Consider the following 25,497-nt stretch of genomic DNA (forward strand, 5'->3'; position numbering starts at 1 on the left):
ATCACATTAACGCAGCCTCACGGCACGAAAGATTCATAAAAGAGAAATTGCGTCCAACTGGTGAGATTTTGACCGCTCGAAGTGTGGAATAGAGCTAAGCTGTCTGCAGATCAGCGCACGCTGGAAGACGGGCGAGAAACCGCATTCCATCCCGTCGGGCGACTGAATGAAGATCAACGTTTCAATGGTGAACGGCTGGTACACCTAAATGCAGCGGGCACCAATTATGCCCTGCCGCTGTGTGCCATTACCGTCTGCCGTTAACACAGAGAGGGGCCCGGTTACGTGGCACATTTGACAGAGCAGGAACTGACCTGGACCGACCTCGACAAGCGCGCCGTTGACACTGTGCGTGTCCTGGCCGCCGACGCCGTGGAAAAGGTGGGCAACGGCCACCCCGGCACCGCGATGAGCCTGGCTCCCGCCGCATACCTTCTCTTCCAGAAGCTCATGCGCCATGACCCGAAGAACCCGGACTGGATCGGCCGTGACCGCTTCATCCTGTCCCCGGGCCACTCCTCGCTGACCCTGTACATCCAGCTGTTCCTCTCCGGCTACGGCCTGGAACTGAAGGATCTCGAAGCACTGCGCACCTGGGGCTCCTTGACCCCGGGCCACCCCGAGTACAAGCACACCGCCGGTGTTGAAATCACCACCGGCCCGCTGGGCCAGGGCCTGGCCTCCTCGGTCGGCTTCGCCTACTCCCAGCGCCGCCAGCGCGGCCTGTTCGACGCCGATGCTCCCGCCGGCGAGAGCCCGTTCGACCACACCATCTGGGTCATCGCCTCCGACGGCGACCTCCAGGAAGGCGTCACCTCCGAGGCTTCCTCCCTCGCCGGGCACCAGGAACTGGGCAACCTCGTGGTCATCTACGACGAGAACCACATCTCCATCGAGGACGACACAGACATCGCCTTCACCGAAGACGTCCTGAAGCGCTACGAGTCCTACGGCTGGCATACCCAGCGCGTTGACTGGACCAAGACCGGCGACTACGTCGAAGACATCCAGGAGCTCTACTCCGCACTGCTGGCGGCCAAGGCGGAGACCTCCAAGCCGTCCATCATCTCCCTGCGCACGATCATCGGCTACCCGGCCCCCAAGAAGCAGAACACCGGCAAGATCCACGGCTCCGCCCTCGGATCCGAAGAAGTGGCAGCACTGAAGAACGTCCTGGGCTTCGACCCGGAGAAGTCCTTCGAGGTTGACCAGGAAGTCCTGGCCCACGCCCGCCAGGTGGTGGACCGCGGTGCCCACGCCCGCAAGGAATGGGAAGAGTCCTTCTCCGCCTGGCAGTCCGCCAACGCGGAAGCTGCCGCCCTGCTGGAGCGCATTGAAACCCGCCAGCTGCCCGCCGAGCTCGACGGCGCCCTCCCCGTTTTCCCGGCCGGCAAGGACGTTTCCACCCGTGCCGCCTCCGGCAAGGTCCTGAACGCGATCGGCCCGGTCATGCCGGAACTCTGGGGCGGTTCCGCTGACCTCGCCGAGTCCAACAACACCACGATCGAGGGCTCGCCGTCGTTCATCCCGGCATCCCGCTCCACGGAAGCGTGGAAGGGCAACCCCTACGGCCGCGTCCTGCACTTCGGTATCCGCGAGCACGCTGCCGCGTCGATCGTGAACGGCATCAGCCTGCACGGCAAGACCCGCGCGTTCTCCGGCACGTTCCTGATCTTCAGCGACTACCAGCGTCCCGCCATCCGCCTCTCTGCCCTCATGGGCGTGCCGTCCCTGTACGTCTGGACGCACGACTCCATCGGCCTCGGCGAAGACGGCCCCACCCACCAGCCGGTGGAACAGCTCGCCTCGCTGCGTGCCATCCCCGGCCTTGACGTCGTCCGCCCGGGTGACGCCAACGAGGTGGCCGTAGCGTGGAAGACCATGCTCGAGAACCACGAGAACCCGGCCGGCATCGTCCTCACCCGCCAGAACATCCCCACCTACGAGCGTGGCGAGGGTGCAGCCGAAGGTGACACCTTCGCGTCGACCGCCGGCGTCGCCAAGGGCGGCTACGTGCTGGCCGAGGCATCCAAGGACGGCAAGAGCGTCGACCCGCAGGTCATCCTGATCGGCACCGGTTCCGAAGTCCAGCTCGCCGTCCAAGCCCGCGAGGCACTGCAGGCCGAAGGCATCGCGGCCCGCGTGGTCTCCATGCCGTGCGTCGAGTGGTTCAACAAGCAGGACGCCGCCTACCGCGAGGCTGTCCTGCCCGCAGCCATCAAGGCCCGCGTTTCCGTTGAGGCTGGCCTGTCGCAGGGCTGGCGCGAGTTCGTCGGCGACGCCGGCCGCTCCATCAGCCTCGAGCACTACGGCGCATCCGCCGACTACAAGCGTCTGTTCCAGGAATTTGGCATCACGGCAGAAGCAGTTACCGCCGCCGCCAAGGAATCCCTCGCCGGACTCCAGTCCTGACAGCACCCCCACAGTTCAAGGAGATTAGAAATGACTAGCACTCCCACCCAGCAGCTCTCCGACGCCGGTGTTTCCATCTGGCTCGATGACCTCTCCCGCGGCCGCCTGAAGACCGGCACGCTGCAGAAGCTGATCGAAGAAAAGAACGTTGTTGGTGTCACCACCAACCCGTCCATCTTCCACGCGGCCATCACCACCGGCCACGACTACGACGCCGTCATCGCCAAGGAGGCCGCCGCCGGCGCCTCCATCGAAGACACCATCTTCGAAATCACGACGACGGACGTCGCCGACGCCTGCGACCTCTTCGCTCCGATCGCCGCCGCCACCAACGGCGTCGACGGCCGCGTCTCCATCGAGGTGGATCCCCGCCTGGCCTGGGACACCGCCGGCACGATCGCCGAAGCGAAGCACCTGTACAAGAAGGTCAACCGCGACAACGTCCTGATCAAGATCCCGGCCACCCTTGAGGGCCTGGAAGCGATCACGGCTACCCTGGCCGAGGGCATCAGCGTCAACGTGACCCTGATCTTCTCGCTGGAGCGCTACCGGGCTGTCATCAACGCCTTCCAGTCCGGCCTGGAGCAGGCCAAGGAAAACGGCCACGACCTGTCCAAGATCCACTCCGTTGCCTCGTTCTTCGTCTCCCGAGTGGACACCGAAATCGACAAGCGCCTGGACAAGATCGGCACGGACGAAGCCAAGGCCCTCAAGGGCAAGGCCGGCGTGGCCAACGCCCGCCTGGCCTACCAGGTCTACGAGGAACTTTTCTCCACCGAACGCTGGGCAGTCCTCGCCAAAGCCGGCGCCCGTCCCCAGCGCCCGCTGTGGGCCTCCACCGGCGTGAAGGACCCGGCCTACCCGGACACCCTCTACGTCACCGAGCTCGTCGCCCCCGGCGTCGTGAACACCATGCCGGAGAAGACCCTGGACGCCACGTTCGACCACGGCGTGGTCACCGGCGACACCGTCACCGGCGGTTACGATGAAGCCAACGCCACCCTTAACGCCCTTGATGCCCTCGGTGTCTCCTACAACGAGGTCGTCGCCCTCCTGGAATCCGAAGGCCTCGACAAGTTTGTTGCCAGCTGGAAGGAACTGCTGGCTGACGTTGAAGGCGCTCTCGCCACTGCACGGAAGGCTTCCTAGTCCACAATGAACACACTCAGCTACGACGCCACCGGTGCCGCCCGGAAGGCTCTTGAGCAGCACCTGTCCGCCCTCGTTGAAGACCGGGTTGCCACCCGTATTTTCGCGAAGGACCACACTTTGTGGGGTCCGGATGCGGAGTCCGAGTCGGCTATCCGCCTGGGCTGGGTCGAGGCGGCTACTGTCTCCCGGTCCCTGGTGGACGGCATCCTGGAGCTCCGGGATGCCCTGAAGGCCGAAGGGGTGACCCGGATTGTGCTGTGCGGCATGGGCGGGTCCTCGCTGGCTCCTGAGGTCATCGCCGGCACCGCAGGCGTCGAGCTGACTGTGCTGGACAGCACCGACCCCGAACAGGTCGGCGCTGCCCTGGCGGACCGTCTTGCGGAGACCGCGATCGTGGTGTCCTCGAAGTCGGGTTCAACCCTGGAGACCGATTCGCAGCGCCGGATCTTCGAGCAGGCCTTCACCGATGCCGGCATCGATGCCCGGAGCCGGATCATCGTGGTGACCGATCCGGGTTCCCCGCTGGATAAGGCGTCCCGTGACGCCGGGTACCGGGCGGTGTTCAACGCGGACCCGAACGTCGGTGGCCGGTACTCGGCGCTGACCGCTTTCGGGCTTGTCCCCTCCGGCTTGGCCGGGGTGGACATCGCGGCCCTGCTGGACGAGGCGGAGGAAGCCGCCGAGGTCCTGAACGAGGACGCACCGGAGAACATTGGCCTGGTCCTGGGGGCCGCGCTGGGCGGCACGAGCCCGCTGCGGAACAAGATCGTCATTGCGGAGGACGGCTCCGGCATTGTCGGTTTTGCTGACTGGGCCGAACAGCTCATCGCCGAATCCACGGGCAAGCTCGGCACAGGCGTCCTGCCGGTGGTCGCCGGACCGAACGCCCCGGAAGTTACCTCCGGCGCTGAAGACGTCCTGGTGGTCCGGCTGGTCAGCACGGACGCCGACGTCGAACTTGGCGAGAACGAGATGGCCATCGCCGGCGGGCTCGCCTCGCAGCTGCTGGTGTGGGAGTTCGCCACGGCCGTGGCCGGGCGCCTGCTGGGCATCAACCCGTTCGACCAGCCCGACGTCGAGGCCGCGAAGGTCGCTGCCCGCGGGCTGCTGGACGCGCAGCCGGAACCGACGCCGGCCAACTTCACCGACGGGGCGATCGAGGTCCGCGGCGGGGAATGGCTGGGTGACGCGGCGACCGCGGCCGACGCTGTTGCGGCGCTGCTGGGACAGCTGGGTGCCGACGGGTACCTGAGCGTGCAGGCGTACTTCGACCGACTGGCGTTCTCCCAGCTTGAAGGTGTCCGGGACGAACTGGCCGCCGTGAGCGGCCGTCCGGTCACGTTCGGCTGGGGTCCCCGGTTCCTGCACTCCACCGGGCAGTTCCACAAGGGCGGCCCCGCGATCGGCGTGTTCCTGCAGGTCACCGCGGCGTCCGCCACGGACCTGGCCATCCCGGAGCGCCCGTTCACCTTCGGTGAGCTGATCGCGGCGCAGGCCGCCGGCGACGCCCAGGTGCTCAGCGAGCACGGCCGGCCCGTCCTGCGCCTGCACCTGACCGACCGTGCGGCGGGCGTGGCCCAGCTGCAGGAGATTGTTTCGTCGCTGGCCAGCAAGGCAGCATCCGCCACTGAGAGCTAAGGCACCGATATCACCATGCCAGATACTTTGAACGGCAAGAGGCCAGCGGGCCGGTCCGGGAACCCGTTGCGGGATCCGCGGGACCGGCGGCTGAACCGGATTGCCGGACCGTCCTCGCTTGTGCTCTTCGGAGTCACGGGGGACCTTGCCCGTAAAAAGCTCATGCCTGCCGTGTATGACCTCGCCAACCGTGGCCTGCTGCCGCCCAGCTTTGCGCTGGTGGGTTTCGGGCGGCGGGACTGGGACAACGAGGACTTCGCCGCTGAGGTGAAGGACGCGGTGACGTCCTACGCACGCACGCCGTTTGACGAGGCGGTCTGGAACCAGCTGTCCGAGGGCATCCGGTTCGTGCAGGGCGCGTTCGACGACGACGCCGCGTTTGAGCGGCTCGGCGAGACAATCAAGGAACTCGACGAGAACCGCGGCACGCGCGGGAACCACGCGTTCTACCTCTCGATCCCGCCGAAGGCTTTCGAGCAGGTCTGCCGGCAGCTGTCCAAGCACGGGCTGGCGCAGGCCGAGGGCGAGAAGTGGCGGCGCGTGGTGATCGAGAAGCCGTTCGGCCATGACCTCGAATCGGCCCGGCAGCTCAACGACATTGTCGAGTCGGTGTTCCCGCAGGATGCGGTGTTCCGGATCGACCACTACCTGGGCAAGGAAACGGTCCAAAACATCCTGGCGCTGCGTTTCGTCAACCAGCTGTTCGAACCGCTCTGGAACGCGAAGTACGTGGACCACGTCCAGATCACCATGGCCGAGGACATCGGCACCGGCGGCCGTGCGGATACTACGACGGCGTGGGCGCGGCCCGCGACGTGATCCAGAACCACCTGCTGCAGCTGCTCGCCCTGACCGCGATGGAGGAACCCATCTCCTTCAACGCCGATGACCTGCGCGCGGAAAAGGAAAAGGTCCTCGCCGCGTCGGGCTGCCGGAGGACCTCTCCACCCACTCGGCCCGCGGGCAGTTCGCCGGCGGCTGGCAAGGCGGGGAACAGGTGCAGGGGTACCTGGAGGAGGAAGGCATCCCGGCCGACTCCACCACCGAAACCTACGCGGCGATCCGCGTGGACATCAACACCCGCGCTGGTCCGGAGTGCCGTTCTACCTGCGCGCGGGCAAGCGGCTGGGCCGGCGGGTCACCGAAATCGCGGTCGTGTTCAAGCGTGCACCGAACCTGCTGTTCCAGACTCCGGGGACCGTTGACCACGCCGGTGACGATTTCGGGCAGAACGCGGTGGTGATCCGGGTCCAGCCCGATGAGGGCGCCACCATCCGCTTTGGCTCCAAGGTCCCTGGCACCCAGATGGAAGTCCGGGACGTGACCATGGACTTCGGCTACGGGCATTCCTTCACGGAGTCCAGTCCCGAGGCGTACGAGCGGCTGATCCTGGACGTGCTCCTGGGCGAGCCGCCGCTGTTCCCGCGGCACGAGGAAGTGGAGCTGTCCTGGAAGATCCTGGATCCCTTCGAAGAGTACTGGGCCAGCCTGGGCGAACAGCCCGAGCCCTATGCGCCCGGCAGCTGGGGCCCTGCCTCCGCTGATGAGCTGCTAGCCCGCGACGGACGCACCTGGAGAAGGCCATGATCGTAGACCTGCCCAACACCACCACCTCGAACGTCTCGAAAAAGATCCAGTCCCTGCGCGAGCAGGGCGGCGTGATCGCGCTCGGCCGGGTGCTCACCCTCGTGGTGGTCACCAAGTCCGGGCTCGAGGAAGAAGCGATCGAGGCTGCCAACGAGGCCAGCCGCGAACACCCCTGCCGGATCATCGTGCTCGCCGACGCCGGATCGTCCGCGCCGAACCGGCTCGACGCCCAGATCCGGGTCGGCGGGGACGCCGGCGCGTCCGAGGTCATCGTGCTGCGCGGCTACGGCGAACTCGCCGAGGAAAGCGAATCCCTCGTCGCAGCGCTGCTGCTGCCCGACGCCCCGATCGTGGCCTGGTGGCCGCACGGCGCACCGAAAAACGCCTGCGAAACCTCGATCGGACGCATCGCCCACCGGCGCATCACCGACTCGGCCAACGAAGCCGAACCGCAGGTCGCGCTGGAAAACATCCGGAACACCTACAAAGCCGGCGACACCGACCTCGCCTGGACCCGCCTGACCAACTGGCGGATCCAGCTCGCCGCCGTCCTGGACCAGGTGGACTCCTCACCCGTCACCGCCGTCGCCGTCGAGGGCGCCTCGGACTCCCCCAGCACCATCCTCCTCGCGGCCTGGCTGACCCTGACCCTGGACGCCCCGGTCACGATCGTGGCCGACCCCGCCGGAACCGGCATCCGCCGCGTCCGGCTCACCCGCGCCAGCGGAGACGTCCAGCTCTTCCGTCCCGGACTCTCCGTTGCCGAGCTGACCCAGCCCGGGCAGCCCGCACAGCGGATCTCGCTCCCGCGACGCAGCCTCCGCGACTGCCTCGCCGAGGAACTCCGCCGCCTCGACCCCGACGAAGTCTTCGGCGAAGTGATTACTATTGGACTGCCACGTACCAATCTAAGGAGTGTCCGTCCCAGTGAGCGCTGAGCCCAGAGTAAGCATCCATCCTGACTCTTCCGTACTCATGGCCGCCATTGCGGCCCGCCTGATCACCAAGCTCGTGGATGTGCAGGACCGATTCGGTGAAGCAACGGTGGTGCTGACCGGAGGCACGGTGGGCATCGGCACGCTCAAGGCGGTGGCCGATTCGCCCGCCGCCCCCGCGGTGGACTGGGGCAAGGTCAATTTCTGGTGGGGTGACGAGCGCTTCGTCGGTGCCCAGGACCCGGACCGCAATGCAGTTCAGGCGCATGAAGCGCTGCTGAAGCACATCGACGTCGATCCTGCGCGGGTCCATGTTCCCGGGTCCACGGATGACTTCGAGACACCGGAACAGGCCGCAGAGGATTACGCACGCCGCCTCAGCGAGGCTGCGGCGGCCGAGCACGCCGCTGACGCTTCGGATGACCGTCCCGAGGAGCCGGGCCGGCTCCCCCGGTTCGACGTCGTTCTGCTGGGTGTGGGTCCGGACGCGCACGTGGCGTCGCTGTTCCCCGAGCAGGGCGGTATCCGCGAGAAGCAGCTGACTGTTGTGGGGGTCCGCAACTCCCCGAAGCCGCCGCCCGAGCGCATCTCCCTGACGCTGCCGGCGATCAACACTTCCGCTGAGGTGTGGATGGTGGTCGCAGGCGAGGATAAAGCCGGTGCCGTGGGCCTGGCCCTGGCCGGGGCGAACCCGGTGCAGGTGCCCGCGTCCGGTCCGGCGGGCCGGTCCCGGACGCTGTGGCTGATCGACGAGAACGCAGCCTCGCGCGTTCCTGAGCAGCTAGTCAGGAAGGCGCCGGCCGGCTCTTAGCCGCTGCAGCGCTCCAGCCAGAACGTCCTCGGCGTCCTGGCTGGAGCGTCTTTCTTTAACGTATTCCAGGTGGGTCTTGAAGCCTTCTTCCGGCGCTGCAACGGGCAGTCCGGCACCAGGATTGCGGGAAGCCGGGCGACCGCAGTGGCGGCAGTCCCAGATCTCCGGAATCTCGTTGTCCGGCAGCTTAAGAAAAACAGGCCGCGTCTCATGCCCCATGGCGCACCAATAGGAGACACAAATACGCGGCAGGGGCTCCCCTAGAGGATCATCGCCCTGGTTCTTCAATCCGGCTCCCTGAATGACACCCACGCGGGTGCCACGGAATCCTGAAGAGGAATGCACCATGGGAACTCCTCGCTACTAATGGCGGCGCTGCCGTTAGATCCGATAGCGACAGTTTAGTGCGGAGTTCCTCCTGGCGGCAGGGAAAAGCCCGGCCCAATCAGGAACGGATCCTGACCGGGCCGGGCTTTTTGGGCTCGGAGCGTGGGCCGGCGTTAGGAGTCGGACGCGCCCATGAAGCGCATCAAAAGGCCCAGGGCGATGATCACGAGGCCCCACGTGACACCGAGGATGACGGTGAACCTGTTGAGGTTGCGCTCGGCAACACCGGAGGACGCCAGCCCCGAGCTCATGCCGCCGCCGAACATGTCCGACAGGCCGCCGCCGCGTCCCTTGTGGAGCAGGATGAGCAGGGTCAGCAGAAGGCTGGTAATGCCCAGCAGGATCTGCAGAATCACATGAAGAACGTCCACGACGGCCTTTCCAAAGTTGGTGGATACGGGAGCGTGCCAGTTGAACGGATTAGTCCGTGACGAGGTGGCTCTCGAACTTGACAATATTAGCAAACTCGGCGGGATCGAGGCTGGCACCGCCCACCAGGACGCCGTCGACGTCGCGTTCCTTGAGGATCGCGGCAGCGTTGCTGGCCTTGACTGAACCGCCGTAGAGCAGGCGTGCCTTGGCGGCCACGTCGGCGTCGAAGAGTTTGGTGAGTTCGGCACGGATGGCCGCGCACATTTCCTGGGCGTCCTCCGGACCCGCAACCTCACCGGTGCCGATGGCCCAGACGGGCTCGTAAGCGACGACGAGTTCGGCTGCCTGCTCCGCAGACAGGCCTTCAACGTCGGCGCGGAGCTGGTCCAGCGTGTGCTCAACGTGGGTTCCGGCCTGGCGGATTTCCAGGCCCTCGCCGATGCAGAGAACGGGGATCAGGTTGTGGCGGTAGGCAGCCTTGACCTTGGCATTGAGGACTTCGTCCGACTCGCCATGGACAGTGCGGCGTTCGCTGTGTCCCACGAGGACGTACTTGCAGCCGAGCTTGTTGAGGAACTGGCCGGAGATGTCGCCGGTATACGCGCCGGAGTCGAACTGGGACAGGTCCTGGCCGCCGTAGGCAATCTCGAGTTCGTCGCCCTGGACGAGGGTCTGCACACCGCGGAGGTCCGTGAAGGGCGGGAAGACGGCGGCTTCCACGCGGTTGTAGTCGTGCTTGGCGTCGGACAGTGTCCAGGCCAGCTTCTGCAGCAGGGTGATGCCCTGGACGTGGTCCATGTTCATCTTCCAGTTGCCTGCGATCAAAGGCGTGCGGTCAAAGGTGCCGTTGGTTGACGTTGTCACGTGTTCTCCAAAAGTGCCGGTCAAAGGTGCTGATGATGTGAGCAGCCGGCAGGGCGCCTCCCCCGTACGTCCAAGTGAAGCACGGTGCGGAAGGTACCCTGCCGGCTGGTGTCCTGTTAGCGGTCCAGAACGCTCAGGCCGGGAAGTTCCTTGCCTTCAAGGTATTCCAGGCTGGCGCCGCCGCCGGTGGAAATGTGGCCGAACTGGTCATCGGCGAAGCCGAGGGTCCGGACGGCAGCCGCGGAATCGCCGCCGCCGACGACGGTGAACGCGTCCGTCTCCGTCAGCGCCTGGGCGATGGCCCGGGTGCCTGCGGAGAACGCCTCGAACTCGAACACGCCCATTGGTCCGTTCCAGAACACGGTCTTGGCGCCCTTGATCTGCTTCGCAAACGCCGCGGCGGATTCAGGTCCGATGTCCAGGCCGATGCCCTGCGTGCCGAAGCTGCTGCTTTCGATGGCGTCGGCGCTGACCGTTTCATGGTCGGCGTCGGCCGCGAACTTGGCGGCGACCACCACATCCGTGGGGATCACGAAGTCCGTGCCGGCGTCCGCTGCGCGCTTGAGGTAGTCCTGGACGACCGGGATCTGGTCCTCTTCCAGCAGGCTGCCGGCCACCTTGTGGCCCGCCGCTGCCAGGAACGTGAACAGCATGCCGCCGCCCACCAGGATGGTGTCAGCCTTGCCGAGCAGGTTGTCGATGACAGCGAGCTTGTCCGATACCTTCGACCCGCCCAGGACCACGACGTAGGGACGCTGGGTGTCTGCGGTCAGCTTGCGGAGGACTTCCACTTCGGTTCCCACAAGGTCGCCGAGGTAGGACGGCAGCCGGGTGGCGACGTCGTAAACGCTGGCGTGCTTGCGGTGCACGGCGCCGAAGGCGTCGTTTACAAACGCGCCGTTGCTGCCGGTGAGTCCCACCAGCTCGTCCGCGAAGGCGCCGCGCTCGGCCTCGTCCTTGCTGGTCTCGCGTGCGTCGAACCGCACGTTCTCGAGCACCAGGACCTGGCCGTCCTGCAGCGATGCTGCCTGCTCCTTGGCCGAGGGTCCCACCGTGTCCTCCGCGAGGGAGACCGGGAAGGAGGCCAGCTCGGCCAGGCGGGTCACCGCCGGCTTGAGGGAGTACTTGTCTTCAGGGGCGCCCTTGGGGCGGCCAAGGTGGGCTGTAACCAGCACGCGGGCACCGGCGTCCGTGAGCTTTCCCAGCACTGGCAGTGAGGCCCGGATGCGGCCGTCGTCAGTCACTGTAGAGCCGTCGAGCGGCACATTCAGGTCACTTCGAACCAGAATGTACCGCCCGCGGACACCTTCAGCGATCAGTTCGTTGAGGGTGTGAGATGTCATGTAGCTAACCCTAGCCCAGCTTTGCGGCGACAAGCTCCGTGAGGTCCACAAGGCGGTTTGAGTAGCCCCATTCGTTGTCATACCACGACACAACCTTGACCTGGTTGCCAATGACCTTGGTCAAACCGGAGTCGAAGATGGACGAGGCGGGGTCCCCGACGATGTCGGAGGAAACGATCGGGGCGTCCGTGTAGGTCAGGATGCCCTGCCACTCGTCGGACTCGGCAGCCTTCTTGAGCGCGGCGTTGACTTCTTCGACGGTGGTCTCGCGGGAGACGGTGACGGTGAGGTCGGTGGCGGAGCCGGTGGGGACGGGAACGCGGATGGCGTAGCCGTCCAGCTTGCCCTTGAGCTCCGGCAGGACCAGGCCGATGGCCTTGGCGGCACCGGTGGAGGTGGGAACCATGTTGATGGCGGCTGCACGGGCACGGCGGAGGTCGTTGTGCGGGCCGTCCTGCAGGTTCTGGTCTGCGGTGTAGGCGTGCACGGTGGTCATCAGGCCGCGTTCGATGCCGAAGTTGTCGTTGACGATCTTGGCGAGCGGGCCGAGGCAGTTGGTGGTGCAGGAAGCGTTGGAAATGATGTGGTGCTTCTCGTTGTCGTACAGCCCGTCGTTCACGCCCATCACGATGGTGATGTCCTCGTCCGAGGCAGGGGCGGAGATCAGGACCTTCTTGGCGCCGGCCTCAATGTGCTTCTTGGCGGCAGCGGCCTTCGTGAAGAATCCGGTGGACTCGATGACGATGTCGACGCCGAGGTCCTTCCAGGGGAGGTTTGCGGGGTCACGCTCGGCGAGGACCTTGATGGCGTTGCCGTTGACGACCAGGTTGCCTTCCTTCACCTCAATGGTTTCGGTCAGGCGACCGCCGACGGAGTCGTACTTGAGCAGGTGGGCCAGCGCTTCGGGGCTGGTGAGGTCGTTGACGGCAACGATCTCAAGGTCCGCACCCTGGGCCAGTGCTGCGCGGAAGTAGTTGCGGCCGATCCGGCCAAAGCCGTTGATACCAATACGGGTCGTCACTTTTCAATCTCCTTTGTGCTTGGGAAGCACAACTAGTTGAGCGGGCTAAAAGCCAACTAACAGATCCCGCACGCCATTGGGCAAGATATTTTTCAGATCGGAGGGCGACCAGCCTCATTGCTGAAGGCTAACCGCCTTCCGTGATCTATCTTACGTTTAAGTTGGTCCGCCCCCGCAAGTGCGGGGGCGGACCGTCCATGATTTGAGCCTAATGACGCCGAATGTGAGATTTGTTACTGCAATATGTACTTCGGGTCACACATTCGGGTATCGCGCTTAAAGCGTGATGAGGCCGGTTGCGTTGGCGCGGGCCGCGGCGAAACGGGCCGAGACGTCTGCCCAGTTGACGATGTTCCAGAACGCCTTGACGTAGTCGGCCTTGACGTTGACGTAGTCCAGGTAGAAGGCGTGCTCCCACATGTCCAGCATCAGCAGCGGCGTGGTGCCCAGCGCGACGTTGCCCTGCTGGTCGTAGAGCTGCTCGATGACGAGGTTGCCGCCGATGGGCTCGTAGGCCAGGAAACCCCAGCCCGAACCCTGCAGGCCGAGGGCGGCTGCGGAGAACTGGGCGCGGAAGGCATCGAACGAACCGAAGGCGTCGTCGATGGCGGCGGCGAGCTCACCTTCAGGCTTGTCGCCTCCGTCCGGGGAGAGGTTGTTCCAGAACACGGAGTGGTTGACGTGGCCGCCGGTGTGGAAGGCCAGGTCCTTGGAAAGACGGTTGATGTTGGCGAAGTCGCCCTTTTCGCGCGCCTCGGCCAGCTGGGCCAGCGCGTTGTTGGCGCCCGTCACGTACGCGGCGTGGTGCTTGCTGTGGTGCAGCTCCATGATCCGTGCAGAGATGTGGGGCTCGAGCGCTGCGTAGTCGTAGCTGAGTTCGGGCAGAACGTACTCGGTCACAAAATCCTCCAATGTCGTGGACAGGTTGTCCGGTTTTGCTAACTCTCGGATTGTGCATCCCGGATGACGGGTCATCCGGAAAACTCCGGTGGCGGCAGCGATGTCCCCCACCTGGTCTTGATTCTATGGGCGCCGTTTACTCGTCCAGCATTTCCGGCGTCACATTGGCATCCGTGCCAGGGATGCCGAGATCCGCGGCGCGTTTGTCCGCCATCGCCAGCAGCCGGCGGATGCGTCCGGCGATGGCGTCCTTGGTCATGGGCGGGTCGGCGAGCCGGCCAAGTTCGTCAAGGCTGGCCTGTTTGTGGGCCACCCGGAGCTCGCCGGCGTACTTGAGGTGGTCCGGGACGTCGTCGCCGAGGATTTCTAGGGCCCGGTCCACGCGGGCGCCGGCTGCCACGGCGGCCTGCGCGGAGCGGCGGAGGTTGGCGTCGTCAAAGTTGGCGAGCCGGTTCGCGGTGGCCCGGACTTCCTTGCGCATGCGCCGCTCTTCCCAGACCATGAGGGCGTCGTGAGCGCCCATCCGGGTGAGCAGCGCGGCGATTGTATCGCCGTCGCGGATCACCACGCGGTCCACTCCCCTGACCTCACGGGCCTTGGCCTGGATCCCGAGGCGGCGCGCCGCGCCGACCAGCGCGAGGGCCGATTCCGGCCCGGGGCAGGTGACCTCCATGGACGAGGACCGCCCGGGTTCGGTCAGGGAGCCGTGCGCCAGGAAGGCGCCGCGCCACACCGCTTCGGCGTCGGCGGCTGAACCATTGACGACGACGGACGGCAGCCCGCGCACGGGCCGGCCCCTGCCGTCCAGAAGGCCGGTCTGCCGGGCCAGCGCCTCGCCGTCGCGGACGACGCGGACCACGTAGCGGCTGCCGCGCCGCAGCCCGCTGCCGGACACGACGATGATCTCGCTCTGGTGGCCGTAGACCTCGGCGATCGCGGCGCGCAGGCGCCGGGCGGTGGAGGCCAGGTCCACCTCGGCTTCGATGACGATCCGGCCCGAGATGATGTGCAGTCCCCCGGCGAAGCGGAGCATGGCCGAGACCTCAGCCTTGCGGACTGATGACTTCTTGATATCCAGGCGGGAGAGTTCTTCCTTGACTGATGCTGTCAGTGCCATGGCACCTTTCCTAACTGTTCCCGAAAATATCCTGGTAGGCCGTAGCCAGCCGCAAGGGATCGTGGACCGGACCCCGGCCCGAAGCCCCTACTCTACCCAAGACAACCTCGGCGCCGATCATCCCGGCGGCCCGCTCGAACTCGGCCAGGTCCGAAACCGAGGCCGGGTCCGCAAGCACCACGTCCGCATTGAATTCCGGGGCATACTCGCGCAGGACGTGAAGGTGGTCCGCGGCGGACATGCCGGAGGTTTCCTTGGTGTCCATGGCGAGGTTCATGGTGAGGCAGCGCTTGGCCGGCGTATCGCAGAGCGCCTGCCGCATTTCCGGCAGCAGCAGGTGCGGAAGCACGGAGGTGTACCAGGAGCCCGGGCCGAGCACCACCCAGTCGGCGAGCTCGATCGCGGTCAGGGCCTCAACGCAGGCGGGGGCCTGGCCCGGCAGCAGACGGACGCTTTCCAGCGACCCCGCCACGGCACAGCGTGCCTGCCCCGTGATGGTGGTGACTGTGCTGGTGCCATCCGGGGCTGTTACGCGCACATCGCCTTCGATGGTGAGCGGAACGGTGGACATGGGCAGCACCTGGCCGCGGGCGCCGAGCAGGGCACCGGCCCACTTCAGGCCGGCCACCGCGTCCCCGAGAAGCTCCCAGAGCGTGACGATGAGCAGGTTGCCCATGGCGTGCTCGTCGAGGGAGGCGCCGCCGCGGGCGGACTGGAAGCGGTGCTGCATGACGTCGCGCCAGGTGCGTCCCCAGTCGGTGTCGTCGCACAGGGCGGACAGGGCCATCCGGAGATCACCGGGCGGAAGGACGCCGTACTCCTCGCGCAGGCGGCCGGAGGAACCGCCGTCGTCCGCCACGGTGACCACCGCCGTCAGTTCGGAGGTCAGCAGCCGCAGCGCCGAGAGGGAGGCCGACAGGCCGTGGCCGCCGCCGAGCGCGACGACGGTGGGTCCCTTGGCCTGTTGGGAACCGGTCAGGCCGGCCGGTGGAATCAGGGGCAGCGGGCCGGTAAGAACACCCATTACTCGCGGCCCAGGTCCCGGTGCGTCGTGGTCACGGTCACCCGCGGATATTGCGCGAGCCGCTTGGAGAGCTCCATGGCCACCGCCACCGAGCGGTGTTTTCCGCCCGTGCAGCCGACGGCGATCGTGGCGTAGTGCTTGTTCTCCCGCCGGTACCCCTCCAGGACGGGTTCCAGGGCATGGACGTAGCGTTCCACGAAGTTGGGCACGCCTTCGGCGCCCAGGACGTAGTCGCTGACGTCCTGGTCCAGGCCGGTGTGCGGCCGGAGTGCCGGCACCCAGTGCGGGTTCGGGATGAACCGGACATCGGCGACGTAGTTCGCGTCCACCGGGAGGCCGTACTTGAAGCCGAAGCTCATGATGTTCAGGCGAATCGCGATGGGGCCGGTCTCGGTGAACAGCTCGGTGATCGCCGTGGCGAGCCCATGCACGTTCAGGGCTGAGGTGTCCAGGACCAGGTCCGAGGAGTCGCGGAGCTCCTTGAGGACCTCACGCTCCGCGGCGATGCCGTCAAGGATCCGGCCACCGGCCTGCAGCGGATGCGGGCGCCGGCCCTGCTCGAAGCGGCGCACCAGGACGTCGTCGCTGGCATCGAGGAACAGGACCCGGAAAGTGACGCCGCTGGCTTCGAGGGCGCGCAGTGCCGCCCGGATGTCCGCGAACAGGGCCTTGCTGCGCACGTCCATGACCACGGCGAGTTTGGGTATGGACTGCGGGGCGTGGGAGACGAGTTCGGCGAGGGTTCCCAGCATCTGCGGCGGCAGGTTCTCGACGACGTACCAGCCGTGGTCCTCCAGCGCATCGGAGGCGGTGCTGCGGCCGGCGCCGGACATTCCGGTCACGATGAGCAGTTCCGCTTCGGCGGGCTTGACCGGTGTCAGGCCGTCCTCTTCCGTGCTGGACTCCGCCGTCGACTCTGCCATTGATTCCAGCCTCATTCCTGCTGTTGCCTCCCGCGTGCAGTTCCTGCGCGGTTGCTGTTTGCGGCACACGCCGATTTCCCGTACTTACCCTAACCAAGTTTCCGGGTGCGGGCTAAGTTTCCAGCACTTCACCGGTGGTCATGTTGATCGCCGGAACGGCGTCTTCAGGTGCACCGCCGGCTCCTGCGGGACTGAAGTGCGTGACGATGGCCGCGGCCAGAGCCGGCCCGACGCCCTTGGCAGCCGTCAGCTCCTCTGCCGTTGCGGCCTTGATCTTCTTGACGGAACCAAAATGCGCGAGCAGGGCCTTCCGCTTGGAATCGCCCAGCCCGGGTACGCCGTCGAGGGCGGAGACGGTCATCGCCTTGCCGCGCTTTTGCCGGTGGAACGAGATGGCGAACCGGTGGGCCTCGTCGCGGATGCGCTGGAGCATGTAGAGGCCCTGCGAAGAGCGCGGCAGAATGACGGGGAAGTCGCTGTCCGGCAGCCAGACCTCCTCAAGGCGCTTGGCGAGGCCAACGACGTAGACGTCGTCGATGCCCAGAGCTTCGAGGGCCCGGGCGGCTGCGTTGACCTGGGGCTTGCCGCCGTCGACCACCACGAGGTTGGGCGGGTAGGCGAACTTGGCTTTGGGTGCGGGTGTGGTGGTATCAGCCAGCGCAGCGTCCGCGGCGGCCCCGGAAGCCGAGGCCGAGCCGTTGGCCCCGGCCGCCGGGGTGGCCACCAGTTCGGCAGTCTCAACCTGGGCGGTCTTGTCCACGAGGTAGTGCCGGAAGCGCCGGGTCAGCACGTCATGCATCGCAGCCGTGTCATCCGTGGCAGCGGCCCCGGTGATGGAAAACTTCCGGTAGTCGGACTTCTTGGGCAGCCCGTCCTCCACCACCACCATGGACGCCACCACGTTGGTGCCTTGGACATGGGAGACGTCGAAGCACTCGATGCGCAGCAGCGGGACGGGCAGTTCCAGCGCTTCCTGCAGTTCCTGCAGCGCCTGCGACCGGACCGTCAGGTCACCTGCCCGGCGGGTCTTGTGGAGCCGGAGCGCGTGCTCGGCGTTATCCCGGACCGTGGACATGAGCGCGGCCTTGTCACCGCGCTGCGGAACGCGGATGTCCACCTTGGCGCCGCGGATTCCGCCGAGCCACGCCGCAAGATCCTGTGCGTTGCTCGGCTCAACGGGCACCAGGACTTCGCGCGGAAGCCGGCCCTGGATCTCGGCGTCCTCGCCGTAAACCTGCTGGAGGAGGTGTTCGACGAGGTCGGGGGTGGTGAAGTCCTCCACCTTCTCGACAACCCAGCCGCGCTGGCCGCGGACCCGGCCGCCCCGGACATGGAACACCTGGACGGCCGCTTCGAGTTCGTCCTCGTGCAGGGCGAAAACGTCGGCGTCGGTGTCTTCGGCGAGCACCACGGCGTTCCGTTCGAAGACCTTCTTGAGGGCGGTGATGTCATCCCGCAGGCGGGCGGCGCGTTCGTAGTCAAGGATGGCGACGGCGGCCCCCATCTCCTTTTCGAGCCGCGCGATGAACCGCTTGGCCTCGCCTCCCATGAAGGCGCAGAAGTCCTCGGCCAGGGCGCGGTGTTCCTCGGGCGTGACGCGGCCGACGCAGGGGGCCGAGCATTTGTCGATGTAGCCCAGCAGGCAGGGCCGGCCGCTGGCCTGCGCCCGTTTCAGTACTCCCGCGCTGCAGCTGCGCACGGGAAAGACCCGCAGCAGGGTGTCCATGGTTTCCCGGATGGCACCGGCCGTGTAGGGGCCGAAGTAGCGGGTGCCCTTGCGCCGCTCGCCGCGCATGACCTGCACGCGCGGCAGCTTCTCGCCCATGGTGACGGCAAGGTAGGGGTAGGTCTTGTCGTCCCGGAACACCACGTTGAACCGCGGCTTGAATTCCTTGATCCAGGTGTATTCCAGCTGCAGGGATTCCAGCTCGCTGCCCACCACGGTCCACTCGACGCTGCTGGCCGCGTACACCATGGCATGGGTCTTGGGAAGCAGCCCGGCCGGGTTCGCGAAGTACGAGTTCAGCCGCGACCGGAGGTTCTTGGCCTTGCCGACGTAGATGACCCGCCCGTGGGGATCCCTGAACCTGTAAACACCCGGATTGGTCGGAATCTCACCCGTCTGGGGCCTATAACTCGATGGATCTGCCACGTTTCCAGTCTACTGAGCCGGGGAGGTGCCAATTGCCGCCGGCAGGTCGCCAGCGCCTACTCGATGACCTTGCTCTGGTTGTAGCTGGTGGAGCGCTGCTGGCCGCTGAGCTCGGCGATGGCATCCATGATCTTGTCGGTGACCTGGCGCCGCGCGGGGAGGGAGTGGTCGGGGCCGGTCCTGTCGAAGTAGAGCGGCTCCCCCACCTTCATGGTGAAGTGCTGGGGCGAGACGGCGTTGCGGCCGGCGGGCTGCAGCTTTTCGGTGCCGATCAGTCCCACCGGAATGACCGGCGCCCCCGTGGTGAGGGCCAGCCAGCCGACACCGGTCCGGCCGCGGTACAGGATCCCGTCGCGGGACCGGGTGCCCTCGGGGTAGATGCCGATGCCCCTGCCGTCCTCGAGGATGTCCAGGAGCGTCTTGAGGGCCTGCACGCTCGCCGCCTGCTCGCCGCGTTCGACGGGAATGGAACCGACGGCGGTGAAGAAGGACTTCATCACGCGCCCTTTGAGGCCCTTGGTGGTGAAGTATTCAGCCTTGGCAAAGAACGCCACGGGCCGGGGCATGAGCGCCTGGACGATCACGCTGTCCAGGAAGGACAGGTGGTTCGGCGCCACAATGAACGGCCCGCTCTTGGGCACATTCTCGAGCCCGATGACGGTGGGCCGGCAGGTGCCGGAGATGAGGGTGCGCGTGGTCCAGCGGACTCCGTCAAACAGCTCCATCGTTGCGCACCTCGCTCATGGCTGCGGTACGGACGTTCTCCAGTTCCTCGACCTTGGCGCGCAGGCTGTCGGTGCTGTGCACGACGGCCACGGCTCCCGCTTCCTCCAGTTCGCCGTCGGGCGCAAAACCCCAGCTCACGCCGATGCAGTCGAGTCCGTTGGCCAGTGCTCCTGCCACGTCCTGGGCACGGTCGCCCACCATCACGGCGTGCTGCGTGTGGAGGGACGCCATGGCAGCGGCGATGATGCCGGTCTTGCCAACCGGGCCGGCTGCCGCTGCGGTCTCGTCCGCGGCCGAGCCCCTGATAGCGAGGAACTGGCGTGCGATCCTGTGGTGCTCAAGCACGATGTTCGCGAGACCTTCAGGCTTTTGCGTCGCCACTGCCACGGGGCGTCCCGCTTCCACGTACTCGTCCAGCAGCTCAATGATGCCCGGGTACAGGCGGCTCTGGGCGATGCCGACGTCAAGGTAGTGCATCCGGTAGGTCCGGATGACCGCCTTGAGCATGGCCGGCGGAACAGCCGCCACGTTCAGCAGGGAGTCGCTCAGCTTGGGGCCTACCATGGCATCCAGCAGGTCCTGACTCGGAACGGGAAGACCATGTTCTGTGAGGGCCGCGGCAATTCCGCCTGTAATCCCGCCGGCCGGATCGACAAGAGTGCCGTCCAGGTCGAAGATCACGGGCACTGTTGTTGAAGTCACCGGCTTAGTTTCTCATGGCGGCACGCCTGCTCAAACTCGTATGCCATCCAAGGCATACTTCCGCCGCTGATGAAGAGTTTCGGAGAACGACGGCGGGACCCGGGAAACAGCGATGGCCCGCCAGTCGATCTGGCGGCCATCGCTGTGGCTGGAGCGCCCGACGCGCGCCTTAGCCGAGGATCTCGGCCAGGAACTTGGCGGTGTGGCTTTCGGACGACTTGGAAACCTGCTCGGGCGTACCGGAGGCCACGATGCGGCCGCCGCCGGAGCCGCCGTCGGGGCCCAGGTCCACGATCCAGTCGGCGCTCTTGATGACGTCGAGGTTGTGCTCGATGGTGATGACCGTGTTGCCCTTGTCCACGAGCCCCTGCAGCACCATGAGCAGCTTGCGGATGTCCTCGAAGTGGAGCCCGGTGGTGGGCTCGTCCAGGACGTAGACGCTGCGCCCGTTGGACCGTTTCTGGAGTTCGGCTGCCAGCTTGACGCGCTGCGCCTCACCGCCGGACAGCGTGGTGGCGGGCTGGCCCAGCCGGACGTATCCGAGGCCGACGTCCACGAGCGTCTTGAGGTGGCGCGCGATCGGGGAGAAAGCCGCGAAGAACTCGGCACCCTCCTCGATGGGCATGTTCAGCACGTCCGCGATGGTCTTGCCCTTGTAGTGCACCTCGAGGGTTTCGCGGTTGTACCGGGCGCCGTGGCAGACCTCGCAGGGAACGTAGACGTCCGGCAGGAAGTTCATCTCGATCTTCAGGGTGCCGTCACCGGAGCAGGCTTCGCAGCGGCCGCCCTTGACGTTGAAGGAGAACCGTCCGGGAAGGTAGCCGCGGACTTTGGCCTCGGTGGTCTCGGCGAAGAGCTTCCGGATGTGGTCGAACACGCCCGTGTACGTGGCCGGGTTGGACCGCGGGGTGCGGCCGATCGGGCTCTGGTCCACGTGGACCACCTTGTCGAGGTGCTCGAGGCCCTGAACGGTGCGGTGGCGGCCGGCCACCTGCTTGGCGCCGTTGAGCTTGTTGGCGAGCACCTTGTACAGGATCTCGTTGACCAGGGTGGATTTGCCGGAGCCGCTGACGCCGGTCACGGCGGTGAACAGGCCCAGGGGGAAGGCGGCATCGACGTTGACGAGGTTGTTTTCGCGCGCGCCGACCACCTTCAGTTCGCGCTTCTTGTCGTACTTGCGCCGCTTCTTGGGGACGTCGATGCTCTTCCGGCCGGAGAGGTAGTCGCCGGTGAGGGACTTCGTGTTCTCCAGGAGTTCCTTGTAGGACCCGGAATGGACCACCTGTCCGCCGTGCTCGCCGGCGCCCGGGCCGATGTCCACGATCCAGTCCGCTTCGTGGATGGTGTCCTCGTCGTGCTCGACCACGATGAGCGTGTTGCCCAGGTCCCGCAGCCGGGTGAGGGTTTCGATCAGGCGCCGGTTGTCCCGCTGGTGGAGTCCGATGGAGGGCTCGTCCAGGACGTAGAGGACGCCCACGAGGCCCGAGCCGATCTGGGTGGCCAAGCGGATGCGCTGGGCTTCACCGCCGGAGAGCGTGCCGGAGGGGCGTTCCAGGTTCAGGTACTCCAGGCCCACGTCCAGCAGGAAGGTCAGGCGGGCCTGGATCTCCTTGAGGACCTGGTGCGCAATCTGCGCCTCCCGGCCGGTCAGCACGAGGTTGTCCAGGAATGCTGCGCATTCACGCATGGGCAGTCGTGCGACGTCGGCAATGGACTTGCCATTGATGAGAACCGAGAGCGACGCCGGGTTCAGCCGCGCACCGTCGCAGGCGGGGCAGGGGATCTGCCGCATGTATTCCTCGTACCGGTCCCGGGCGTAGTCGGACTCGGTTTCGGTGTGCTTGCGGTGCACATACTGCACCACGCCCTCGAAGCCGGTGCTGTACTTGCGCTCCCGGCCGAAGCGGTTGCGGTACTGCACTACAACCTTGTGGTCTTTGCCGTGCAGGACGGTCTGCCGGACGTCCTTGGGCAGGTCCTGCCACGGCGTGCTCATGGAGAACCCGAGCTCCAGGGCGAGTCCGCCGAGCAGCCGGTTCCAGTATTCGGTGGTCGCGGTGCCGAGGGACCACGGGGCGATCGCTCCGTCCTCCAGCGCGAGCTCCGGGTTGGGAATGATGAGTTCCTCATCCACTTCCAGCCGGGTGCCGATGCCGCTGCAGACCGAGCAGGCGCCGAAGGGGTTGTTGAATGAGAACGACCGGGGCTCGATCTCGTCGATGGCCAGCGGGTGCTCGTTGGGGCAGGCCAGGTTCTCCGAGAAGGCACGCGTGCGGTGGGGATCGTCGGCGTCGAGATCCACGAAGTCAGCCAGGACGCGTCCCTCGGCGAGGCCCAGCGCTGTCTCGATGGAATCCGTCAGTCGCTGGCGGATGCCTTCCTTGACCACGAGCCGGTCCACCACCACCTCGATGGTGTGCTTGAACTGCTTGCCAAGCTTGGGCGGATCGCTCAGCTGGATGAGGTCGCCGTCCACCCGGGCGCGCGAATAGCCCTTGGCGGTCAGTTCCTTGAAGAGGTCCACGAACTCACCCTTGCGCCCGCGCACAACCGGGGCGAGGATCTGGAAACGGGTGCCGGCCTCCAGCTCGAGCAGCTGGTCCACGATCTGCTGCGGGGTCTGCTTGATCACGGGCTCGCCGCACACCGGGCAGTGCGGCCGGCCTACGCGTGCCCACAGGAGACGCATGTAGTCGTAAATTTCAGTGATGGTGCCCACGGTGGAGCGCGGGTTCTTGCTGGTGGACTTCTGGTCGATCGAGACCGCCGGAGACAGGCCCTCGATGAAGTCGACGTCGGGCTTGTCCACCTGGCCCAGGAACTGCCGGGCGTAGGCCGAGAGCGATTCGACGTAGCGGCGCTGGCCCTCGGCGAAGATGGTATCGAAGGCCAGGGAGGACTTGCCGGAGCCGGACAGGCCCGTAAAGACGATCATGGCATCGCGCGGCAGGTCGAGGTCGACGTTGCGCAGGTTGTGCTCGCGTGCGCCCTTGACCACCAGCCGGGAAAGGTCCGGGCGCGCCGGTTTGGCGGGGCTTAAGGGGACGACGGCGGAGGGGGCGACAGCGGTTTCTTCAGCTACGGCTTTAGGCACCCACTAATGCTAGTCGAAAACTTCTTCGAATATCCACGCGGGTGTGCTACGCCACGTCCGCTAGTCGGCGTCGTAGGCGGCCGCCAGCAGATGTACTGCCTGCGCGAACGTGGCTCCCTGTGATTTTGCCGCTGCCGCATATTCTGCTGCGGCCTCGGACAACGCCCCCCACCGTTCGTCGCGGGCGCAGACAACCGTTCCGTTACGGCCCTTCGTGGCGACGACTCCCGCTGCTTCGAGTTCCTTGTACGCCCGGGCCACGGTGTGGGGTGCGACGCCGAGGGTCCCGGCCAGGGTCCGCACTGCGGGCAGCCTGGTGCCCGGGGCGAGCTTGCCCTGGTCCGCCTGTTCGATCACGTAGAGCCGCAGCTGCTCAAAGAGTGCCACGGAGCTGCCGGTGTTCGGCTTCCACTGCCCGGGGAAGGCATCTCCGCCGGTCACAGGCCCAGCTCCCGGTAGCGCTGCTGGCCGGCGGCGTGCCGGCCGCGGGGCCGGCGGATTGCCCCGAGTTCGCGGTCCACCCCCCGGAACTGGGCTTCGTACAGGTGCCTGTAGTGGCCGTCCACGGACAGCAGGCTGCTGTGCGTCCCCTGTTCAACAATGCGTCCGTGATCCATGACGAGAATTAGATCAGCGTCGCGCACGGTGGACAACCTGTGGGCAATGATGAAGCTCGTCCGGCCCTGCCTCAGCCGGTTCATGGCAAGTTTGATCTGCACCTCGGTGCGGGTGTCCACCGAGCTTGTTGCCTCGTCCAGGATGAGGACGCTGCGGTCGGCGAGCCGGGCCCGGGCGATGGTGATCAGCTGCCGCTGGCCCTGGCTCAGCGAATCGCCGTCGTCGCCCAGGACCGTTGCGTAGCCGGCGGGCAGCGACCGCACGAAGTGGTCCACATGGCTGGCCTCGGCCGCTGCCAGGATGCGGTCGTCGTCCGCGCCCGGCCAGCCATACTCGATGTTTTCGCGCACGGTGCCGCTGAACAGCCACACGTCCTGCATGACCACGGCGAAATTGGACCGCAGTGAGTCCACCGGCACGGTGGCGATGTCCGTGCCGTCGATGGTGATGCGCCCCGAATCCGGTTCGTAGAAGCGCATGAGGAGGTTAACCACCGTGGTCTTGCCGGCACCGGTGTGTCCCACGATGGCCACGGTCTGTCCCGGGAGGACGGAGAAGGACAGCCCGCTGACCGCCGGAGCCCCGGGGGTGTAGGCAAAGGTCACGTCCTCGAACTCAATCCGGCCGCGCAGGCTCCCTTGGGCGGACAGGTTCCCCTGGCCGGATGGGGGCACCTGGCCGGCCGGAACGCCGTCCTCGCGCGGGATCTCGGGCTCGTCAAGCAGGGCGAACACACGCTCGGCCGAGGCGGCGCAGGACTGCATCAGGGTGAGCATGCCGCCGATTTGCCCCATGGGCTGGGTGAACAGGCGGCTGAACTGGATGAAGGCCTGGATGCCGCCGATCGTCATGGCTCCCGCCGCCACCTGCAGGGCGCCGACGACGGCCACCGCCACGTAGTTGATATTGGCGACGAAGACCATGAGCGGCTGCACCGCTCCGGACACGAACTGGGCACGTGCGCTGGTGCGCGCCAGCCGGTCGTTGCCGCGGCCGAATACGGCCGACGCCGCGTCCTGCTGCCCGAACGCCTTGATGACCTCGTGCCCGGTGATGAATTCCTCGACGTGGGCGTTCAGCTCCCCGGTGGATGCCCACTGGGCCGCGAAGTAGGTCTGCGACTGGCGGGCCATGTACACCGTTATCAGCGTGGAAACCGGAACCGAGATCAGGGCGATGGCGGCCAGCAGCGGCGAGATCCACAGCATCATGGCCAGCGAGCCGCACAGCATCAGAACGGACATGATCAGCTGCGTGAGCAATTGGGTGAGCGCCTGGGAGATGTTGTCGACATCGTTGGTGGCCCGGCTGAGGACATCGCCCCTGGCCTGCTCATGGAAGTGCGACGACGGCAGCCGGTGCAGTTTGTCCTCGACTGCGGCGCGGAGGCGGAAGACAAGCCGCTGCACCGCCTGTGCGGTCAGGGCTCCCTGGACCCAGTTGAAGATCGAGGTGCCGACATACATCAGCGCGACCACGCCAAGCAGGGCCGCCAGCTTCCCGGCGTCGAATGTGCCGCGTATGAAACCGTCCACGACGACGTCGGTGGCGTCACCGAGAAGCTTGGGAGCCGTCACGTTGAGGGCGGCGAAACCGCAGGTGGCCGCGATCGCCACGGTCATCCTGCGCCTTGAGGGGCGCAGGAGTCCCAGGAGGCGTTTGGCCGCCGGCACAAAGCTGCCGGTGGTGCGCTTGGCTGCGTGCGTGCCCTTCATGGGC

Annotated in this window: 20 protein-coding genes and 1 pseudogene; 6 read left to right on the forward strand and 15 right to left on the reverse strand. The window is 66.4% G+C overall.

Annotation, left to right across the window (positions count from 1 at the left end; translation table 11 throughout):
• Window positions 1–294 precede the first annotated feature (294 nt).
• The 6 genes and pseudogenes from tkt to pgl all read left to right on the forward strand — a co-directional run bounded on the left by tkt (window position 295) and on the right by pgl (window position 8,535).
• Window positions 295–2,412: a transketolase gene (gene tkt, locus BWQ92_RS21800; RefSeq protein WP_076803184.1), complete on the forward strand. Its 2,118-nt coding sequence runs from the start codon at window positions 295–297 to the stop codon at window positions 2,410–2,412.
• A gap of 30 nt (window positions 2,413–2,442) precedes the next feature.
• Window positions 2,443–3,561, forward strand: coding sequence for a transaldolase (gene tal / locus BWQ92_RS21805; protein ID WP_076803186.1), 1,119 nt, complete (start codon window positions 2,443–2,445; stop codon window positions 3,559–3,561).
• Between the two features lie 6 nt (window positions 3,562–3,567).
• Window positions 3,568–5,202: a glucose-6-phosphate isomerase gene (locus BWQ92_RS21810; RefSeq protein WP_076803188.1), complete on the forward strand. Its 1,635-nt coding sequence runs from the start codon at window positions 3,568–3,570 to the stop codon at window positions 5,200–5,202.
• 15 nt (window positions 5,203–5,217) lie between these two features.
• A pseudogene (gene zwf, locus BWQ92_RS21815) lies at window positions 5,218–6,789 on the forward strand (glucose-6-phosphate dehydrogenase).
• Window positions 6,786–7,727 carry a glucose-6-phosphate dehydrogenase assembly protein OpcA gene (locus tag BWQ92_RS21820; protein ID WP_076803190.1) on the forward strand — a complete coding sequence of 314 codons (942 nt, stop codon included), beginning with the start codon at window positions 6,786–6,788 and terminating at the stop codon, window positions 7,725–7,727. Before zwf ends, BWQ92_RS21820 begins: the two are co-directional and overlap by 4 nt.
• Entirely contained in the window at window positions 7,717–8,535 is an 819-nt protein-coding gene (pgl, locus tag BWQ92_RS21825; RefSeq protein WP_076803192.1) for a 6-phosphogluconolactonase, read from the forward strand. The genes BWQ92_RS21820 and pgl overlap by 11 nt, the downstream gene beginning before the upstream one ends.
• Here the strand turns inward: pgl and BWQ92_RS21830 are convergent.
• The 15 genes from BWQ92_RS21830 to BWQ92_RS21900 form a co-directional block, all read right to left on the reverse strand.
• Window positions 8,506–8,883, reverse strand: a complete 378-nt coding sequence (locus BWQ92_RS21830) for an RNA polymerase-binding protein RbpA (protein ID WP_076803194.1) — start codon at window positions 8,881–8,883, stop codon at window positions 8,506–8,508. The genes pgl and BWQ92_RS21830 overlap by 30 nt on opposite strands.
• A 152-nt stretch (window positions 8,884–9,035) precedes the next feature.
• On the reverse strand, window positions 9,036–9,293 hold the full coding sequence (secG, locus tag BWQ92_RS21835) for a preprotein translocase subunit SecG (RefSeq protein ID WP_076803196.1): 258 nt from the start codon (window positions 9,291–9,293) through the stop codon (window positions 9,036–9,038).
• 49 nt (window positions 9,294–9,342) lie between these two features.
• A complete protein-coding gene (tpiA, locus tag BWQ92_RS21840; RefSeq protein WP_076803198.1) occupies window positions 9,343–10,158 on the reverse strand; it encodes a triose-phosphate isomerase in 816 nt (271 codons plus the stop codon).
• Between the two features lie 116 nt (window positions 10,159–10,274).
• The gene (locus BWQ92_RS21845) at window positions 10,275–11,501 is read right to left on the reverse strand and encodes a phosphoglycerate kinase (RefSeq protein ID WP_076803200.1); all 1,227 of its coding nucleotides are present in this window, start codon (window positions 11,499–11,501) and stop codon (window positions 10,275–10,277) included.
• Window positions 11,502–11,511: 10 nt separating this feature from the next.
• Window positions 11,512–12,522, reverse strand: coding sequence for a type I glyceraldehyde-3-phosphate dehydrogenase (gene gap / locus BWQ92_RS21850; RefSeq protein WP_076803202.1), 1,011 nt, complete (start codon window positions 12,520–12,522; stop codon window positions 11,512–11,514).
• Window positions 12,523–12,798: 276 nt separating this feature from the next.
• Complete coding sequence (locus tag BWQ92_RS21855) at window positions 12,799–13,422, reverse strand: superoxide dismutase (RefSeq protein ID WP_076803204.1); 624 nt, start codon at window positions 13,420–13,422, stop codon at window positions 12,799–12,801.
• Window positions 13,423–13,558: 136 nt separating this feature from the next.
• Window positions 13,559–14,539, reverse strand: a complete 981-nt coding sequence (gene whiA, locus BWQ92_RS21860) for a DNA-binding protein WhiA (RefSeq protein WP_076803206.1) — start codon at window positions 14,537–14,539, stop codon at window positions 13,559–13,561.
• A 10-nt stretch (window positions 14,540–14,549) separates the two neighbouring features.
• Entirely contained in the window at window positions 14,550–15,563 is a 1,014-nt protein-coding gene (locus BWQ92_RS21865) for a gluconeogenesis factor YvcK family protein (RefSeq protein WP_076803208.1), read from the reverse strand.
• Window positions 15,563–16,486 carry an RNase adapter RapZ gene (gene rapZ / locus BWQ92_RS21870; RefSeq protein ID WP_076803889.1) on the reverse strand — a complete coding sequence of 308 codons (924 nt, stop codon included), beginning with the start codon at window positions 16,484–16,486 and terminating at the stop codon, window positions 15,563–15,565. The genes BWQ92_RS21865 and rapZ overlap by 1 nt, the downstream gene beginning before the upstream one ends.
• A gap of 112 nt (window positions 16,487–16,598) precedes the next feature.
• Complete coding sequence (uvrC, locus tag BWQ92_RS21875; RefSeq protein WP_076803210.1) at window positions 16,599–18,638, reverse strand: excinuclease ABC subunit UvrC; 2,040 nt, start codon at window positions 18,636–18,638, stop codon at window positions 16,599–16,601.
• Between the two features lie 56 nt (window positions 18,639–18,694).
• Window positions 18,695–19,363, reverse strand: coding sequence for a lysophospholipid acyltransferase family protein (locus BWQ92_RS21880; protein WP_076803212.1), 669 nt, complete (start codon window positions 19,361–19,363; stop codon window positions 18,695–18,697).
• Window positions 19,350–20,066: an HAD hydrolase-like protein gene (locus BWQ92_RS21885; RefSeq protein ID WP_076803214.1), complete on the reverse strand. Its 717-nt coding sequence runs from the start codon at window positions 20,064–20,066 to the stop codon at window positions 19,350–19,352. The genes BWQ92_RS21880 and BWQ92_RS21885 overlap by 14 nt, the downstream gene beginning before the upstream one ends.
• Before the next feature lie 169 nt (window positions 20,067–20,235).
• On the reverse strand, window positions 20,236–23,160 hold the full coding sequence (uvrA, locus tag BWQ92_RS21890) for an excinuclease ABC subunit UvrA (protein WP_076803215.1): 2,925 nt from the start codon (window positions 23,158–23,160) through the stop codon (window positions 20,236–20,238).
• Window positions 23,161–23,220: 60 nt separating this feature from the next.
• Window positions 23,221–23,601, reverse strand: a complete 381-nt coding sequence (locus tag BWQ92_RS21895; protein ID WP_076803217.1) for a GntR family transcriptional regulator — start codon at window positions 23,599–23,601, stop codon at window positions 23,221–23,223.
• The gene (locus BWQ92_RS21900; protein ID WP_076803890.1) at window positions 23,598–25,493 is read right to left on the reverse strand and encodes an ABC transporter ATP-binding protein; all 1,896 of its coding nucleotides are present in this window, start codon (window positions 25,491–25,493) and stop codon (window positions 23,598–23,600) included. Before BWQ92_RS21900 ends, BWQ92_RS21895 begins: the two co-directional genes overlap by 4 nt.
• Window positions 25,494–25,497 lie beyond the last annotated feature (4 nt).

This window comes from Arthrobacter sp. QXT-31 (assembly GCF_001969265.1).
Classification (GTDB): domain Bacteria; phylum Actinomycetota; class Actinomycetes; order Actinomycetales; family Micrococcaceae; genus Arthrobacter.